The sequence below is a fragment of the Persicobacter psychrovividus genome (assembly GCF_036492425.1).
GTDB lineage: Bacteria > Bacteroidota > Bacteroidia > Cytophagales > Cyclobacteriaceae > Persicobacter > Persicobacter psychrovividus.
On sequence record NZ_AP025292.1, the window covers coordinates 809,261 to 825,689 of the forward strand.

Sequence of the window (16,429 nt, forward strand, 5' to 3'; positions counted from 1 at the left end):
TGTCGCAGTTCAGTTTGTTGTTCCCGATCTGCTATAAGAATCATGGGCCAAATTCGACCAAATTGAGCCAAAAAATGGGGCACAAAAAAAACACCCCATCACTGAGGTGTTGTAAGTTATTTCGTGTAGTATTTCCCTTGCCAGGTATCTCTCTCTTCCATTCGCTTCTCTATTTGTTCGAGCAAGCTGAAGCCGCGCATCATGCCCCAGTGCGGCGCGATCTTAATGCTTGGCGGAGCCTCACTGGTGAATCGCTGTATCTGCAAGTCTGGGCGCATTCGCTCTACAAAGTTGATCACAAAATCAATATAATCCTCCACCCCAAAAAAGTCGAATTGCTCCGGATAGTCCTTGTATTGTTTGGCCATCACGGTTCCTTTAACAATTTGAAGCTGATGAAATTTAATGGAATCCATCGGAAGTTCATTGATCAGTGTTACCTGTTCCAGCATCCTTTCGCGGCTGTCGTTTGGAAAGCCAAACATTAAGTGCCCCCCCACATGAAAACCTCGCCCAACAGCTCTTTGGATAGCATCCACGGCATCTTCAAAAGTATGGCCACGGTTTACGCTCTCGAGGGTGTCGTTGTAGCAGGATTCTATGCCAAACTCCAGGACGATAATGTATTTCTTTGCAAGCTCCTGCAGGTAGTCAAGTTGCTCATTGGTAATGCAATCAGGGCGTGTGCCAATCACCAGGCCGTCAATATCAGGATGCGAAAGTGCTTCATCATATACTTTTTTGATGGCCTCCAAACTTCCATAGGTATTGGTGTACGACTGGAAATAGCCGACAAAGTGCGCGGTGCGCTTATAGCGTTGTTTAAGGAATTTCAGTCCTTCATTCAGCTGGTCAGTAATGGAAGGGTGCTGCTTAACGTAACTTGGCGTAAAGCTTTCATTATTACAAAATGTACAGCCCCCCCTGCCGAGGGATCCATCACGATTCGGGCAGGTAAAGTCTGCGTTGATCGATACTTTTTGTACTCGTCCACCGAAAGTTTGCTTCAGGTGATCCGAATAAGCATTGTACCGTCGGTTGGTGTTCCAAAATATTGGGGCTTTTTGTTCTTCTGTAATCATTGCGCAAAGGTAAAAAGGTAAAGCGTGATTTGCATATAAAATCAGAGCAACTAAAGTGCCATGATATAAAATGTGTATTTTAGTCGTGCTGAAAGGGATCTTTACCCCACCGTGTAACCCCAATGTATGGGAAGGAGGATAAATTGAAGCCTTTGAAAAGAAATTTTTTGATGATGAATAACAGTTGTTGGATTGTATTTCTGGCTTTCCTGATCGGTGGGTCGGCCTACGCGCAGGGCCGTGCCAAAGGGTATGTTTGCTACCGCACAGATCAGCCTATAAATATTGATGGAAAAGCCGATGAGGCGGTTTGGAATAAGGTTCCATGGACCAATTCCTTTCGGGATATTGAGGGGGATTCACGGCCTTTGCCGAAGTTTGATACCAAAGTGAAAATGCTTTGGGATGATGAATACCTGTACTTCTACACTTATCTTGAGGAGCCTGATCTCTGGGCGACGCTCACAGAAAGGGAGTCCATCATTTATCTCGACAATGATTTTGAAGTGTTTATCGACCCAAATAATGACGGACAGCATTACTACGAGTTTGAAATCAATGCACTCGGAACCGAATGGGATTTACTGCTGACACAGCCTTATCGCTTTGGAGGGAAGCCCGTATTTGACTGGGATATTAAGGGGATGAAAACAGCCGTGCATCTGGATGGTACCCTGAATGATCCGTCGGATAAAGACCGAGGCTGGGGAATTGAAATTGCCATGCCCTGGAGTAGCCTGAATGAATTATCTGCCCGTCGGGCAAAACCAAAATCCGGAGAACAGTGGCGCCTGAACTTTTCGCGCGTGCAGTATGAATTGCATAAGGAAAATGGGCAATATGTGAAAGTAAAAGGGGACGACGGAAAGCCTTTGCCGGAGTACAACTGGGTTTGGGTACCTACGGGGAAAATTGATATGCACCGGCCTAATCGCTGGGGGTATTTGCAGTTTTCGGACCTGAAGGCAGGTGATGGGAAAGAAGATTTTATCGCTGATCCGGATTATGCTCTTCAGCAATATTTATTTACCCTCATTGATGAACAACGCAAATACAAAGCGCAACACGGGCATTATACCGAGTTGGCGAATTTGCAGGTTGAGGAATGGGCGCCGGAAAAAGCAGTGGCCGTCCAGTTTTATGACGGTCCGGTGTTGTCGGTAGGAGCTTCCAACGCAGCACGGACGAAGCGTTATTTTGTGACCATGGAAGGAAAACTGATTGTAGAAAATTTAAAATAACAGGATATGAAATTTTTTGATTTTTTGAAATTCCCAATCGGGTGGCTGGGATTGTTGGCAGGGATTAGTCTGCTGACTTCTTGTGGGACATCAACAGCTACAGAAATTGAACAAGCGAAAAACTGGGCATGGATTACTCCAGACCTCGAAAAAACAGATGCTCAGTGGCAGGCAGAATTTCAGCGACTGAAAGCCGTAGGTTTTGATGCCGTTTTGTTGGAGGTGTATGCCGGGAATCAAGCTTATTTTGGCTCCAAGCGTTTACCCGTAAAAGCCAAATGGCTCGAACGGATGCTGCCTTTGGTGCATGGCGCCGGACTGGAATGCCACGCATGGATGTGGACGATGCCGAATAATAATCCGGCCTATTATGAAAATCATCAGGACTGGTACAATGTTAATCGTAAGGGGGAATCTTCGGCGGTGTCACCGGCCTATGTGAATTATTACCGCTTTATGTGTCCTTCCAACCCCGAGGTGCAGCAGTTTATCCTTGGAACGGTTAAGGAGTTGTGTAATTATGATGTGGATGGGATTCATTTCGACTATATCCGTCACCCCGACGTAATTCTGGCCAAGGGGCTTTGGAAAAATTATGGCATTGTTCAAGATAAGGAATACCCGCAATACGACTACTGCTATTGCGACCGTTGCCGGAATAAGTTTAAGGAGCAATACGGCCAGGATCCCCTTGACATGGATGACCCTACAAAAAACGAAGACTGGCGACAATTCCGTATGGACCTGATCACTCATTTGGTGAATGATCTTTTTGTGCCAGAGGTTCATCAGCATAATAAAATGATCTCTGCGGCAGTATTTCCGAACTGGAGGAGTGTGAAGCAGGACTGGAAAACCTGGCATATGGACGCCGTACTCCCGATGCTTTACAATGGCTTTTATGAAAAGCCGGTTGGCTGGGTTGGCGAGCAAGTGGCTTGGGGTGTAAATCACCTGCAGGATAAAAACACCCAACTTTACAGCGGACTTTTCTTGCCCGACCTGAAAAAGAAGGCCGATTTTGAAGAGGCCATCCGTACCTCTTTGTCGCATGGCGCCAAGGGTGTTTCCCTGTTCTCGCTTGGGGGCATTACAGAATCGCAATGGGAAGTGCTCGAAGAACTGCACAAGGAAGGTACCTTGTAATTTCTAAGTCTTTTTTTAAAAAAACAGAAGTCGAAGTATTATTTTTCAGGGAGGTTTTCGTATATCGAAATACCTAAACAATCTACCTGTAATATGATGCTTCGATTTTTTTTGGTTACCGCTTTTTTCGTCTTTACTGCTTTTTTTGCCGAGGCGCAGCGGTTTCGGATGACTGCCCAGTATTCCATGGCGCAACCCCTGGGAACTTTCAATGATTATTACCCGAGTTACAGCGGCCGTGGTGGGCATTTTTCCCTTGAATATTTCATCATGCCCGAGCAGCTAAGTGTAAGCCTGACTGCCGGGGTGAATGATTTTAAATTACAAACCTCCATAGGTACCGGGCCGGGAGGTAATATTCCCATCGGGACTTCCACGAAGGTATTTCCCATGATGGTGCAAGCCAATTATTATCTTCCCCTGGATTGGGCGCTGAAACCTTATGTTGGCCTGGGTGGCGGGCAGTATTATTTTACGGAGGAGGTTTTTGTTGGCTACGACAAGGAGGAGATCAATGAGGGTTCTTACTTCGGTTTTGTGCCCGAACTTGGTTTTTATCATTCCCTGACAGAAACCATTGAGTTGAACTTGGGCTTCCGCTATAATCATGTCTTTGTAGAAGGCGAGAATTTGCAGTTTTTGCAGTTTAACTTTGGGCTGGCATATCGCTTCGTAAAATATCAGTATTAAAATTTATTCAAAATCATATTAAGAAGGTGGATTTGTTGATTTCATAATCGCTAAATCCACTATTTTTTTGCATTTTGCGCCGTAAAAATCTAGTGATATTTCAGTATCACACCATTTTTTTGGTTCGTTTATATGATTGATGAAAATACTTGTCAGCCGTGGCTGGCGCAATATGAAGAGGGAGTCCCGACACAAATTTCGGGTGATATGTATGCTTCCTTGGTGGAGATGTTGTCTGTTGCAATGGACAAATATTCCGACTTGGTGGCCTTTGAAAGTATGGGGGCCAAGATCAGCTATCAGGATCTTGACCGGTTGTCAGATCAGTTTGCGGCTTATTTACAGTCTCTTGGATTGAAAAAAGGAGACCGTATCGCTTTGCAAATGCCCAACATTCTGCAATATCCCATCTGTTTGATTGGCGCCATGAGAGCTGGGCTGATCATCGTAAATACCAATCCACTTTATACGGCAAGGGAAATGGAGCATCAGTTTAATGATGCCAATATTTCGGCTTTGGTCATCCTCGAAAATTTTGCTGAAACCCTCGAAAAAGTGATTGACGATGTGCCTTCACTTAAACATGTTATTGTGGCCAGCATGGGGGATATGCTTGGGGTACTGAAGGGGACAATTGTTAATTTTGTGGTCCGCAAAGTTAAAAAGATGGTTCCCGCTTACCACTTGCCCAAAGCGGTTACTTTCAAGCAGGCCATGAAAGCCGGACAGCAGGCAACGTTCACCCCAGTTCAAATCAAACCGGAGGATATCGCTTTCCTGCAATATACTGGCGGAACTACGGGTCTCTCCAAAGGAGCCAAGCTTTTGCATAAAAATATGCTCGCCAATGCGGAACAGCATGTGCATTGGATGCGCAACCTGCTGGAAGAGCGCACAGAAGTTGTTGTAACGGCCTTGCCGCTATATCATATTTTTGCATTGACGGTTAATTTCATGACCTTCTTTCAGTATGGCTGTAAAAATGTGCTGATTGCGAACCCGAGGGATATGAAAGCCTTCCTCGGGGAATGGAAGAAGCATGATGTTACCATATTTACGGCAGTCAATACCCTTTTCAATGGGATGATGAGCCACCCGATGTTTGATCAGTTGAAGTTCGATAAACTGAAATTATCAATTGGTGGAGGAATGGCCGTGCAGGAGCATGTGGCCACGAAATGGGAAGCAAAAACAGGCGTTGTTTTGCGTGAGGGCTATGGCCTGACCGAATGCTCTCCGGTGGTTTCCTGTCAGCCTTTCCATGATAATATTCGGCAGGGTTCTATCGGGATTCCTTACCCATCCACGGATCTGAAGATTTTAGGGGAGCAGAATGAGGAAATGCCTTTAGGGGAAAGAGGGGAGTTGTGCGTGAAAGGTCCGCAAGTAATGGCGGGCTATTGGAACAACGACAGCGAAACGGCCGAGGTCATGTATGGGGATTATTTACGTACAGGAGATATTGCCTATATTGCCGAAGATGGTTTCGTGTACCTGGTAGACCGAAAAAAGGAGATGATTAATGTTTCTGGCTTCAATGTATTCCCCAATGAAATTGAGGCGGTCATCTCTTCCCATCCTAAAGTGCTGGAGGTAGGCGTTTGTGCGGTCGCTGATGAAAAATCAACGGAGGTGCCAAAAGCCTTTATCGTGAAAAAGGACGACAGCCTAACCGAAGAAGAAATTCGTAGCTACTGCCGTGAACACCTGACGGCCTATAAAAGGCCAAGACATTTTGCCTTCAGGGAGGAGTTGCCAAAGTCGAGTGTTGGGAAAATCATGCGACGATTATTAAAATAAAAAATATTGTTAAAGGGCCGAGGAAGTTGAATCCTCGGCTTTTTTGTATCTTGTCGCTTAATATTTTTATTTATAATCACCAATGAAGTATTCTATCTATCTCCTGTCTCTTTTTTTAGGGCTGATTTCCTGTACACCATATGCCTCCGATGAGGGGGAAAGCTATCAGCAATGGAAACATATTCATGAGTTACAAAATAACCGCCAGGCTGATTCATTGCTGATTTATCTGCAAGATGACCATAGCGATATTCGGCGAATGGCTGCCACAGCGCTTGGAAGTGTTCAGGACCCGACCAGCATCAATGCACTGAAGTCGGCACTGGCCGATAAAAACCCGCAGGTGGTGAGTGCCGCCGCTTTTGCTTTGGGGCAGCTGCATGCAGTGCAAGCCGTACCTGCTTTACAATCGGCATTGTACAGAGCGAAAGAGGAGGCGGTAAAAGAGGAAGTTCGTATGGCATTGGGGAAGTGTGCGGAAAATAAGTCCGCGATTCCAATTTTAGTGTCTTCACCACCTACGGCAGGGACCTTCCGAGGACTGTATTACGCTGCTGTGCAGGGAAATGTGGAGATTATGGCGCAAGACAAAGCCATGAAAGCGCTGAAAAATGAGCAGTTGCCTGAAGAAACAAGAATTGCTGCGGCTCAACTTCTTGCGGACTATCTTCAGCCGCAGGCGCAGTTGCAGAAAGGTTTGGAGCTCATGCTTGCACAACCGATGTCGCAGGAGATTGAGGTGCCGTTGATCAAAGCATTTGGCAGAATAAAAGGGACTGAGGAAGTGCTGAAAAGTATGCTGACCAAAAGCCTGAAGCCCAATGTAGCCGTAGCCGTCATTCAGGCAATAAAGTCAGGCTGGAAAAGGGAAGACCTGCCGACGGTTCAAAAATATTTGTACAGCCCAATATTCACCGTGGCGCAACAAATGGCCGAAGGTACGCGCAATGCAGATTTCCTTGCCGTTACCGAAGCCGACAGTATTCAGAATGAGGTGGTAAAGGCTTATTTTATCGGTCAACACGCCCCACTTTCGGTACTTCAGCCTGTATTGGATACCTGCCAGAATATTTATCAGAAAGCGGCATTATACCGTGGTTTGGCAAAACATGAAGGTGGTTTTGTGTTACTGAAAGATGCCCTGACGAAGGCTGATACGTTGGCGGCTTCATTTGTATATGAAGCGATGAATCTTTGGGCATCAAAATACTGGGCAGAAAATCCGCTCAAGCAAACGGCCTTCAACAAGGTGATGGTGCAGGCGCTGGCATCTGGCGATGTGGGTGCCATTTATTACGCTGCAACCTTCATTGGGAAGCATAAAGAAAGTTTCCGCGAATTTGAAGGACAGCTGTCGGCAGCAAAAGCCAAATGTGTAATGCCGCGTGATCTGGAAGCCTATAATGAAATAGAAAAAGTATTGGCGAGTTATCAGAAGCGTAAGCCACAGTTTGCCGCTCCCACAAAAAAATTACCCATAGACTGGCAAGTGTTGTCTTTTCTGCCGCCACACCCGCAGTTTGAATTTTATACAACCCAGGGTGGCTTTGTTATGGAACTCTATCCTGAAAAGGCACCAACGGCGGTTACGGCTTTCATGAAATTGTGGAATGAGCAATATTATACAGGAAAAACATTCCATCGGGTAGTGCCGAATTTTGTGGTGCAGGGCGCCTGTCCGCGTGGTGATGGTTTTGGCGGAATGGACTGGGTACTTCCTTCTGAATTTGATGAGCACCATTACAGTACAGGCATGGTGGGCTTGGCCTCCGCAGGGAAAGACACGGAAAGCTGTCAGTTTTTTGTTACTCATCAGGCCGTTCCAAGATTGGATGGCAAGTACACGATTTTCGGGAAAGTTGTTTACGGCATGGAAACAATTAACCGATTGGGGGTTGGGGATAAGATTACAAAGGTGAAGCTTAAAAAGAAATAATTAAGCTTCGGCAAGGTGCAGGATAATCGCTTCCCTGAGGTTGGTCAGAATCCTTTTGTCAGAAGGGCGAAGCAGCCAGGACATGAGGGGAGCGAGGCTTTTCCACAGGGAATTTTTCCCTTCACAAACCACTTCAAGCGTAACTTTGCATTGCTCGAAGGAGTCAATGATCTGATATTTATACTCGATCAGAAAGCCGGCAATAACGGAGGAAATCGTGAAGCTCTTTTCTTCAATAACCTCTTTAAGCTGAAAGACCGAAACAAAAGACTGCCCACCTGTTTCCGACTGAATAAATACCTCAAACTGGTTGGGACTAATTTGCTGAATCTTGTTCACATCCTTGAGCCACATCGGCATGTTATTGAAGTCTATGATAAACTGCCACAAATCGTGTGGTGTGCAGGGGATGGTCTCATGACATGTAAAAGTTCTGTTCATAGAAATGTTCAATTTGTTATTACTTATAACAAATTAATCATTCTTGATACAAAGGGCAATAGTCAAATTATTCAATTGAGGTAATCTTGATCAATACATTGCATCAACTGATAAGCTGATGTTTTCAATGACAAACAGACTTGTGTTTAATTATTTCGCTTTAATGTTATACAATTTAGGTAAAAGCTTACCTGCCCTGTTTTTAAATCCGGTGGTGGCTACCGGAAGGTGATCTTCCACAAGCACAATCAGTTCGTTGACCAATTCAGGAAAGTATTTCAGGAGCTGAAAAGCGGTGTCCATGGCAAATACGCGAATGGCTGTTGGCGTGGAGTTTTGCTCCAGGGCGTTGAAACAAATATTGGCCAAATCATCCCAAACAACTTTTGGAAGCTGTTTTTGGTGTTGGAGCATGGCCAGGATATTCCGCTGAACGACATCCTCAGGGTGCTTTTTCAGTAAGCCCACCAACAGCGGGATGTCTTTTTTCAGCAGGTTGGGATTCGCTTCATAAACTGATCTCAAGATCCAGATGGCATTGAACTGTACCGTCTTTAAGGGCGAGGCAACGGCATCAATTAACAGTTGAATTTTTGCGGGCTCACTGTTAATGCTTTTTGCCAGCACAGTGATTTCTGATTTGGGGATTCGGTGTGCTATTTGTTCTATTTTCATACAAATATTACTTAAGCCTGTTCATGTTCTTTCAGCCATAAATAAAGGTCGCCTTTTCGGTTCAGGCGGCGAATTTTCTCCATAAATTTATTTTTATGGTTTTTCCTGATGCTTTCATACGCCCTGAGCATGACCTGAAAACCGTTGTTCTGAACCATTATTGCATCAGCTTTTGGAAACTTCAGCTGGGTCATGGCCATGGCTGAAATATAAGGAATAATCAAATTTTTACTGATCAGCGGGTCTTTATCTTTCAGAATACCCTCAAGGTAAATGTCCTTCAGCATAATGCTGACGTCGGGACTGCCCTGAACATACTGCATGATAAAAGCTGACGCGAGCTCCCATTCTTTATCGGAGGTGCTGAGGGGTTGTTCGATCATCCATTGCATGGCATTGTAAGCATCCTGCCTGTAAACCTGATAGTCTTCAATGGTTTTGAATTGGTAGTTGGCCGGAAGGTCAAGTGGTGCCTGCTGTGCCTGAGCGGTACAGGCAATGAGCATAAGTAGGGAGAATAAAAGTGTTTTCATGAACGGGAAAAATAGGGCTCCAGGGAAGGAGCCCCGTTAAGTGATTTATTCGGCATCAGTTCACCCAGCAGAAGGGGGCGTGTTGCTGCCTGCTTTTTTGTAACATTGTGGAGGTGTACAATTAAATGTCCAGCTTTTTCAGTCGTTGAATGGCTTCTTCCAAATGCTGATCTGTGAAATCGTAATAGGTTACAAAGCGGATGCTCTGCCCGCCGAACGGTACCGCAGCAATGCCATGGTCTTCTAACTTTGCTAAAAATGCGCTGGGGTCAATAGTCGCTTTAAGGTCGAAAATCAGAATATTGGTGCTTGGCGGAACAACGCTTTCGACAAAGGAGAGCCCTTCAAGTGCTTCTGCCAAAATTTTTGCACTTCGGTGATCTTCTTTCAATTGGTCAATGTGATGATCCAGGGCATATATTCCTGCCGCCGCCAAAAAACCTGACTGTCGCATGGCGCCACCAAAAACCTTACGGATGCGCAAGGCTTTGGCCATATGTGCTTTGCTTCCCAAAAGCACAGAGCCTACGGGAGCGCCGAGCCCTTTGGACAGGCAAATAGAGATGGTATCGAAGCACGCTCCGTATTCGGCAGGGGTTTCTCCCGTTTCTACCAATGCATTGAAAAGGCGTGCGCCATCGAGGTGCAATGGTAATTGGTGCTGCTGACACACAGCCTGAATTTTTTTAATTTCCGCCAAATCATAGATTGCACCCCCACCTTTGTTGGCGGTGTTTTCCAAAGAAACCAATGCCGTCTTTGGCATGTAGAAAGCATCGGGGCGCAATTTTTCCTTAACCTGCGCTGCGGTAATTCTGCCCCGGTCGCCGGCAATCAAAGCGGGCTGAACGGCACTGTTAAATGCCATGCCACCCGTTTCATAATGGTAAATATGTGAGCGCTCATCGCAAATAACCTCGTCGCCCATTTGGGTATGCAGCTTAATGGCAATCTGGTTGGTCATGGTGCCTGAAGGGCAGAACATCGCCTCTTCTTTACCGAACATTTTGGCCATTTTTTCTTCGAGGGCATGTACGGTGGGGTCTTCATCAAAAAGGTCATCACCTACTTGCGCGTTCATCATGGCCTCAAGCATTTCGGGCGTGGGCTTGGTGAGCGTATCGCTTCTTAAATCAATCTTCATCATGGGGAATAGGGATCGTTACAGCAATTCTTTCAGTTCAATGAGATTGTGAATCTCATGCTGAATTTTTTTGCGGTGTTTTATTTTATTTGGATTAAAATACACATGGTCGATCTTGGCTTTCTTTGCACCTTCAATGTCTGACTCAAAGCTGTCGCCAATCATAATACATTCTTCGGCGGTGGCGCCAAGCAATTCGAGGGTATGGTTAAAAATGCCTTTGTGCGGTTTTTTATATCCGGCAAGTTCAGAGGTAACCACATACTTGAAATAATCTGTGAGCTTGCTGGAGGCCATTTTGATATGCTGAACTTCCTCAAAACCATTGGTAACAATGGCCATCGGGTAGCGGCCCTTCAGGTAGTCGAGGGTTTCATAAGTATTGGGGAATACATGCGGCATGTGGGGACTTTTTTCCAAATACTGAAGTCCGAGGCCCTGCGGTATGCGGTCGGGCTCAACACCAAGGTTGGTCAGTACTTTTTCAAAGCGGCTGTCGCGCAGTTCTTCCTTGGAGATTTCATCTTTGTTGTAAAGTTGCCAAAGCTGATGATTCACTTTAGTGTACTCTTCAATGAAGCGTTCAAAACTGAGGTCATTCCCCAGTTGATGAAGCTTGTGAGTTGTAAAAAGTTGCTCGAGAACGAGGGTGGAATTCTTCTCAAAATCCCAGAGGGTATGATCAAGGTCAAAAAGGACGTATTTGTATTTTTTCACAATGCTAAAGGAAAGTTCAGCCCCTAAATTAATGAAAAAATAGTAGATTTTACTTCAGGCTGATGGTTTCTAATTTTTTGGCCAGCACATTAGAACGCCCGAACTCATGTGTGGTTTGCAGTGCAGGGCGGATAGAGATTTCTGCAAAAATTTGGGTCATGGTGTCGGTGGGAGAGAATGGAACGATAACCGTCTGTTGGGCAGGGTCTATTTGCTGCTTAAAGATGTAAGTGGTATCGTTGATTAATTCCGTATTGCTGAGCATCAGGTAAAAGTGAGCAAAGCCTTCCGCCTGATAATCCACCTTGAGCTGATGATCTGTGGTACGTTCCAGCTTCAGAATGCTCGCGCTGTAATCGGGGCTGTCGGTGTTGGCACAACCATAGCCAAAGAGCGCAATAAGTAATAGTAGTGGGAGGTTAAGTTTCATGCTATTGTTCGTTTTATTTTGATAAATGCAAAAACTGGGCAAATTGTATTCCTCAGCGGAAAAATTATTCGAATTCCAGGGGAGGGGCTTGGGAAATATCCGGTGCTTTTTGGAAGCTTAAGGCACAATGCTTACTTTAAATGATATTTTGAACAAATCATCAGTAAGGGATATGGATTTAGAATCATTCAGGACGTACTGTTTGTCGAAAAAGGGCGTGGAGGAAACACTGCCTTTCGATGAGCAAACCCTTGTTTTTAAGGTGGCAGGGAAAATGTTTGCGCTGTGTAATCTGGAGGATTTCCGTGGGGCCAGTTTAAAATGTGACCCGGTGCGTGCATTGGAGTTGCGTGCGGATTATGAGGAAATAGAAGGTGCCTACCATATGAATAAGAAGCATTGGAACAGCGTGAAGGCTGTTGGGCGTGTGCCTGATGTCCTTTTTATGGAGCTCATCGATCATTCTTACGATCTTGTAGTGAAAGGCCTCACAAAAAAGCAGCGTGATTTACTGCTTTCGATGTAAAAATTACGTTAGAAATAGGCGTAGATTCTAATTATCCTTTCGGTAATCGTATTGTTATTTAGATATTTGCTTTACTTTTGCAGGCAGCTGGTGTGTTTTTTACAGCGACCAGTCTATTATTTTATTTAAAACAGGTGTTTTTGCGTTTTTTAGAACATTTTCTGATTGTGGTACTTACGGTGCTGTTGCTGATGTCTTGTCGCACACAGAATATTTGTCCGGCATATCAGAGTGCTTTTATATTTGACACACTCGTGGCAGACCAAACCTTTTCGACGATGGATCGAAAGGGTAATCCCCTATTCCCAAGTACAAGGGGGCGCAAAACAAAAAGCGGTATCCGAAAATCCCCACCATTTTATGCTTTCTGGAAAAAGAAAGACCAGCCAAAGGTGATTGCCAAAGATTACAAATATGCCCGAGATCGTAAGATTGACGATGTGCAGGATGAAATGACGGAGGCGACCTTGGCGATGGGTGATGCCGACACGCTGGAGTTTGGGGAGGTGGACCGCAGCTTGTTTGCTGACACTACCCAGGTGGCGAGTCCGCAGGATACAGTGGAGCACCACTTTAATGAAGACCAGGTGGTGTATATGCGCTATTTTATCGATTACCTGCCAGCACCAAAGGCCAAAGCGGCGCCTACTGTGGAAGAACAGGAGGTTGATCCAATGAACCCAGGGCGTAGAATTGAAGGAGGAACAAGCGCGACGGATATTGGCAATGGGAAGAAAAAGAAAAAAAGTTGGTGGCCATTTAAGAAAAAGGATAAAAAAGATAATAAATCAAAGTCGGAACTTCAGAAAGCACCTAAAGTAAGTGAACCGCAGTTAGTTAACGATGATGAGGAATCTTTGTATGAAGAATAATTAATTCAAAAAACCTCTTGATTCGATTGTTTAAAGTCTTACTTTTGCGCGGTTGAAAAAGTGAAAAGAAAGACATGTTAAGAAAAGGGGTTTTAACCATTGTGGCATTTATTCTCGCAAGTTCATTGATGACTTTTGCGCAATATGGGTTTTTAAAATTCAAATGGATTCATCGTTATGGCCCGATAGGGGTGTTGTTGTTCAGTTGGGTTTTGGCATTATTTGAATACATGATGCTGTTGCCAGGGAACAAGATTGGTTTTGTAGATAATGGTGGGCCATTTAATTTAATGCACCTGAAGGTGATGTGGGAGGTTATCGGTTTGTCGGTTTTCGCGCTCTTCTCTGTGTTTGTTTTTAAATCAGAATCCTTCAAGTGGAATCATTTGGTTGGTTTCGGGTTCTTGGTCCTTTCGGTGTTTTTTATTTTCAAGAAATAATCGTTTAGCATAAACCATTCAGATGAGCTTTCATTGCCATGAAAGCTTTTTTTGTTTTTGGGCGTATTTGAGAATTTACCACCCTTCTGCAAATTCGGATTATTGGAATTGATGTTGAATTACTTATCAGCAATACGCCAAATTTTCGTTGCGAAGTTTGAGTTTTATACCTGCTCATCAGTATATTTTGCTTCAGCAGAAATCGCTGGGCAAAGAAAAAGCCACTGTTTTGGAACAGTGGCTTTTTTAATGGTCAATTTATTTACTGACCGATAGATAAAGCAGCAGGCGATCGGCGACTTGTGAAGTGCAGATCGTCAGCAACTTTAAAGGGGCTTATTTTAGATGGTCATCAATGTAATCCAATACCTTTTGGTAAAGGTGGACACGGTTTTTACCCCTTACATTGTGCTCGTGCATAGGATAGCTGAAGAAATCTACTTTCACGTCGTTATCCACACAATTTTTAAGGAATTGCATACTGTGCTGAGGAACCACAACAGGGTCCACAGAGCCAATAACCACTAAAAGAGGGTCTTTAAGGTTTTGTGTTTTATCGAGCAAAGAAGCTTCGGCATAACCTTCTGGGTTGGTTTGAGGCGTTTGCATATAGCGCTCAGTGTACATCACTTCATAATATTTCCAGTCCATAACAGGGCCGCCCGCAACACCTACTTTGAATACGCCAGGTGCTTTCAACATCAAGCTTGTAGTCATGAAGCCACCGAATGACCATCCGTGGATTGCCATCTTGTCAGCGTTTACATAAGGTTGTTCTTTCAACCATTCCACACCTTTCAATTGGTCAGCTACTTCTGCTTTACCCAAGTGCTTCCATGTTGCTTGCTTGAACGCTTTGCCACGGTTGTGAGACCCACGGCCATCGACTGTAAATACAATATATCCGCGTTCTGCTGCTACATACATCCAAGTAGAAGCCGCAGCATTATAACGGTTGGTGATTAGTTGCACACCAGGACCATTATAAGTGTAAACCAGTACAGGGTACTTTTTATTCGGGTCGAAATTGCTTGGCTTAATGATTCTGCAATTCAGTGGTGTTTGGCCATCAGCAGCAGTAATCTGGAAAAGCTCAGGCTTGGAAACCTGATAAGCATCCATCGGGTTGTCCGATTTCAAAATCTCCTGAGTGGTTTTTCCGCTCAATGAAATGATGCTTTCCTGACGGGTGACTTTCTCTGTATTCGAAGAAAAAGTAGCGATCAACTCTTGGTTGTGCTTATTGTATTTTACGCTGTAAACGCCCGAATGCTTGGTGATTTTCTTTTGTCCTGCTTTGCGGATATCTGAAACATAAACCTCGCGGTCCATTCCAAAATTGTCTGTTCCAACGACAATCGCTTTACGCCCTGATTTATCGAAACCAACAAAATCAGTAATCATCCAATCGCCTTCAGTAACCTGATTCAATAACTTGCCTGAAGTGTTGTATCGGTATAAGTGCTCGAAGCCATCTCTTTCGCTTACCCAAAGGAATTCGTTAGGGTGATTCGGTACAAAGTACAATGGGTGGTGCCACTGCCCGTATTTTTCGTCTTTTTCGTCGAAAAGCGTTTTATCCAAAGCGCCGTCGGTGAGTGAATATCGGTTGATCGTTACATGGTTCTGCGGACGATCCAGGATGCCACAGTAGATGAACTTGTTTTCAGGCCCGAAAGTAACATTGGTAATGTACTGATCTCTTGGACCAGTAACCTGTGCAAAAACCGTCTTTTGAGTATTCAGGTGGTAAACCCCTAGCTGTACATACTCACTGCCTTGTCCTGCCATTGGGTAACGGATGGGCATTTCTTTGGCGGGCATGGTGGTAATGTCCACGAGTGGGTACATGGTGACCTTGCTTTCGTCTTTCTTATAAAAGGCCAGTTGCTGACCGTCTTTCGACCAGTAAGCGCCATGCTCGATGCCAAACTCATTACGTGAAGGCACTTGTCCGCTGACAATTGCTTTGTCTTTTTCCGTGGTAACTGCTACCGACTGGCCATTCTTAAGTACATACAAATTGTTCTCAAGGGTGTAAGCAATAGCGTCGTGGGTTGGCGCCACCTCAATATTTGCGGCTTCTGGCGGAAGCTCTGCCCACTTTTCTGCTTTCTTATTTTCCAAAGAAAGTTTGTAATAGGCATTGCCTACGGAAAATGAAAGCGTCTTTGGGTTGTACCACTGCAGCAAAGGCAAACGCTTCAATCCCGAAAGATCGCTGTTAGATGCCTGCAATTCCTCAAGGGTGATCACGGCCTTCTCGCCTTTTTTTCCTTGAGTATATAAAGTGTTCTCCTTGGTGAAGCTGTAATCGTTTCCACCTTTTACCCACTGCAGCTGGTGGGTGTAATTTGGATAAAGCTCTGAATAGGCACCAACAATGGACGTTTTCAGGTCCAGGGTCTTTTTCTGAGCAAACACACTTCCAGCAATTAATAGCAAGACTGGAAGTAATTTGAATAGTCTTTTAGTCATTTGGCTCTCTGTTATTTATTTCAGACGAAAATAGAAGGTATATTTTTAAATGACAAAGGCTTTGAAGTGGATTTCCATAGAATGGCGTAGCTTTTGCCATCTCTTTCAGAATTTAATTTTGTTTTAAGCTAAGTGGTTCTGAGTAAAAATAAAGAGGTATTTATTTGTCCACAGATTTTCTCAGATTATTTTATCGTTCACGTTAATAGGTAATGACGCTATAAAAATAAAAAATCATGATAATCCCTTAAATCAAGGTCATCATGGTCTAAACAAAC

General features: G+C 44.5%; 16 protein-coding genes. 8 read left to right on the top strand and 8 right to left on the bottom strand.

What is annotated here, in order from left to right; genetic code table 11:
* Positions 1-116: 116 nt before the first annotated feature.
* Positions 117-1,082 carry a tRNA modification radical SAM protein MnmL/YtqA gene (mnmL, locus tag AABK40_RS03550; protein WP_338397663.1) on the bottom strand — a complete coding sequence of 322 codons (966 nt, stop codon included), beginning with the start codon at positions 1,080-1,082 and terminating at the stop codon, positions 117-119.
* A gap of 152 nt (positions 1,083-1,234) precedes the next feature.
* Here mnmL and AABK40_RS03555 point away from each other — a divergent pair, with 152 nt between their 5' ends.
* The 5 genes from AABK40_RS03555 to AABK40_RS03575 all read left to right on the top strand — a co-directional run bounded on the left by AABK40_RS03555 (position 1,235) and on the right by AABK40_RS03575 (position 7,895).
* Entirely contained in the window at positions 1,235-2,323 is a 1,089-nt protein-coding gene (locus tag AABK40_RS03555; protein ID WP_338397664.1) for a carbohydrate-binding family 9-like protein, read from the top strand.
* 6 nt (positions 2,324-2,329) lie between these two features.
* Positions 2,330-3,469 (top strand): glycoside hydrolase family 10-like protein, encoded by a 1,140-nt coding sequence (locus AABK40_RS03560; RefSeq protein ID WP_338397665.1) that lies wholly within the window; start codon positions 2,330-2,332, stop codon positions 3,467-3,469.
* Positions 3,470-3,562: 93 nt separating this feature from the next.
* Positions 3,563-4,159: an OmpW family outer membrane protein gene (locus AABK40_RS03565; protein WP_332921063.1), complete on the top strand. Its 597-nt coding sequence runs from the start codon at positions 3,563-3,565 to the stop codon at positions 4,157-4,159.
* 132 nt (positions 4,160-4,291) lie between these two features.
* Positions 4,292-5,959 carry an AMP-binding protein gene (locus AABK40_RS03570; RefSeq protein WP_338397666.1) on the top strand — a complete coding sequence of 556 codons (1,668 nt, stop codon included), beginning with the start codon at positions 4,292-4,294 and terminating at the stop codon, positions 5,957-5,959.
* Positions 5,960-6,041: 82 nt separating this feature from the next.
* Positions 6,042-7,895 (top strand): peptidylprolyl isomerase, encoded by a 1,854-nt coding sequence (locus AABK40_RS03575; RefSeq protein ID WP_332921061.1) that lies wholly within the window; start codon positions 6,042-6,044, stop codon positions 7,893-7,895.
* Here the strand turns inward: AABK40_RS03575 and AABK40_RS03580 are convergent, their stop codons facing one another.
* The 6 genes from AABK40_RS03580 to AABK40_RS03605 form a co-directional block, all read right to left on the bottom strand.
* On the bottom strand, positions 7,896-8,336 hold the full coding sequence (locus tag AABK40_RS03580) for an SRPBCC family protein (protein WP_332921060.1): 441 nt from the start codon (positions 8,334-8,336) through the stop codon (positions 7,896-7,898).
* A gap of 150 nt (positions 8,337-8,486) precedes the next feature.
* The gene (locus AABK40_RS03585; RefSeq protein ID WP_332921059.1) at positions 8,487-9,011 is read right to left on the bottom strand and encodes a hypothetical protein; all 525 of its coding nucleotides are present in this window, start codon (positions 9,009-9,011) and stop codon (positions 8,487-8,489) included.
* Between the two features lie 11 nt (positions 9,012-9,022).
* Positions 9,023-9,544, bottom strand: a complete 522-nt coding sequence (locus AABK40_RS03590; protein WP_332921058.1) for a hypothetical protein — start codon at positions 9,542-9,544, stop codon at positions 9,023-9,025.
* Positions 9,545-9,665: 121 nt separating this feature from the next.
* The gene (locus AABK40_RS03595; RefSeq protein WP_338397667.1) at positions 9,666-10,691 is read right to left on the bottom strand and encodes a threonine aldolase family protein; all 1,026 of its coding nucleotides are present in this window, start codon (positions 10,689-10,691) and stop codon (positions 9,666-9,668) included.
* Between the two features lie 15 nt (positions 10,692-10,706).
* Positions 10,707-11,405 carry a YjjG family noncanonical pyrimidine nucleotidase gene (locus AABK40_RS03600; RefSeq protein ID WP_338397668.1) on the bottom strand — a complete coding sequence of 233 codons (699 nt, stop codon included), beginning with the start codon at positions 11,403-11,405 and terminating at the stop codon, positions 10,707-10,709.
* A 49-nt stretch (positions 11,406-11,454) separates the two neighbouring features.
* Positions 11,455-11,835: a hypothetical protein gene (locus AABK40_RS03605; protein WP_338397669.1), complete on the bottom strand. Its 381-nt coding sequence runs from the start codon at positions 11,833-11,835 to the stop codon at positions 11,455-11,457.
* Between the two features lie 172 nt (positions 11,836-12,007).
* Here AABK40_RS03605 and AABK40_RS03610 point away from each other — a divergent pair, with 172 nt between their 5' ends.
* The 3 genes from AABK40_RS03610 to AABK40_RS03620 all read left to right on the top strand — a co-directional run bounded on the left by AABK40_RS03610 (position 12,008) and on the right by AABK40_RS03620 (position 13,673).
* Positions 12,008-12,361 (top strand): MmcQ/YjbR family DNA-binding protein, encoded by a 354-nt coding sequence (locus AABK40_RS03610; protein WP_332921054.1) that lies wholly within the window; start codon positions 12,008-12,010, stop codon positions 12,359-12,361.
* 140 nt (positions 12,362-12,501) lie between these two features.
* The gene (locus AABK40_RS03615; protein WP_338397670.1) at positions 12,502-13,233 is read left to right on the top strand and encodes a hypothetical protein; all 732 of its coding nucleotides are present in this window, start codon (positions 12,502-12,504) and stop codon (positions 13,231-13,233) included.
* 74 nt (positions 13,234-13,307) lie between these two features.
* Entirely contained in the window at positions 13,308-13,673 is a 366-nt protein-coding gene (locus AABK40_RS03620; RefSeq protein ID WP_332921052.1) for a DMT family protein, read from the top strand.
* Positions 13,674-14,009: 336 nt separating this feature from the next.
* Here AABK40_RS03620 and AABK40_RS03625 read toward each other — a convergent pair whose 3' ends face one another.
* Positions 14,010-16,151, bottom strand: a complete 2,142-nt coding sequence (locus AABK40_RS03625; RefSeq protein ID WP_338397671.1) for a S9 family peptidase — start codon at positions 16,149-16,151, stop codon at positions 14,010-14,012.
* Positions 16,152-16,429: the final 278 nt, after the last annotated feature.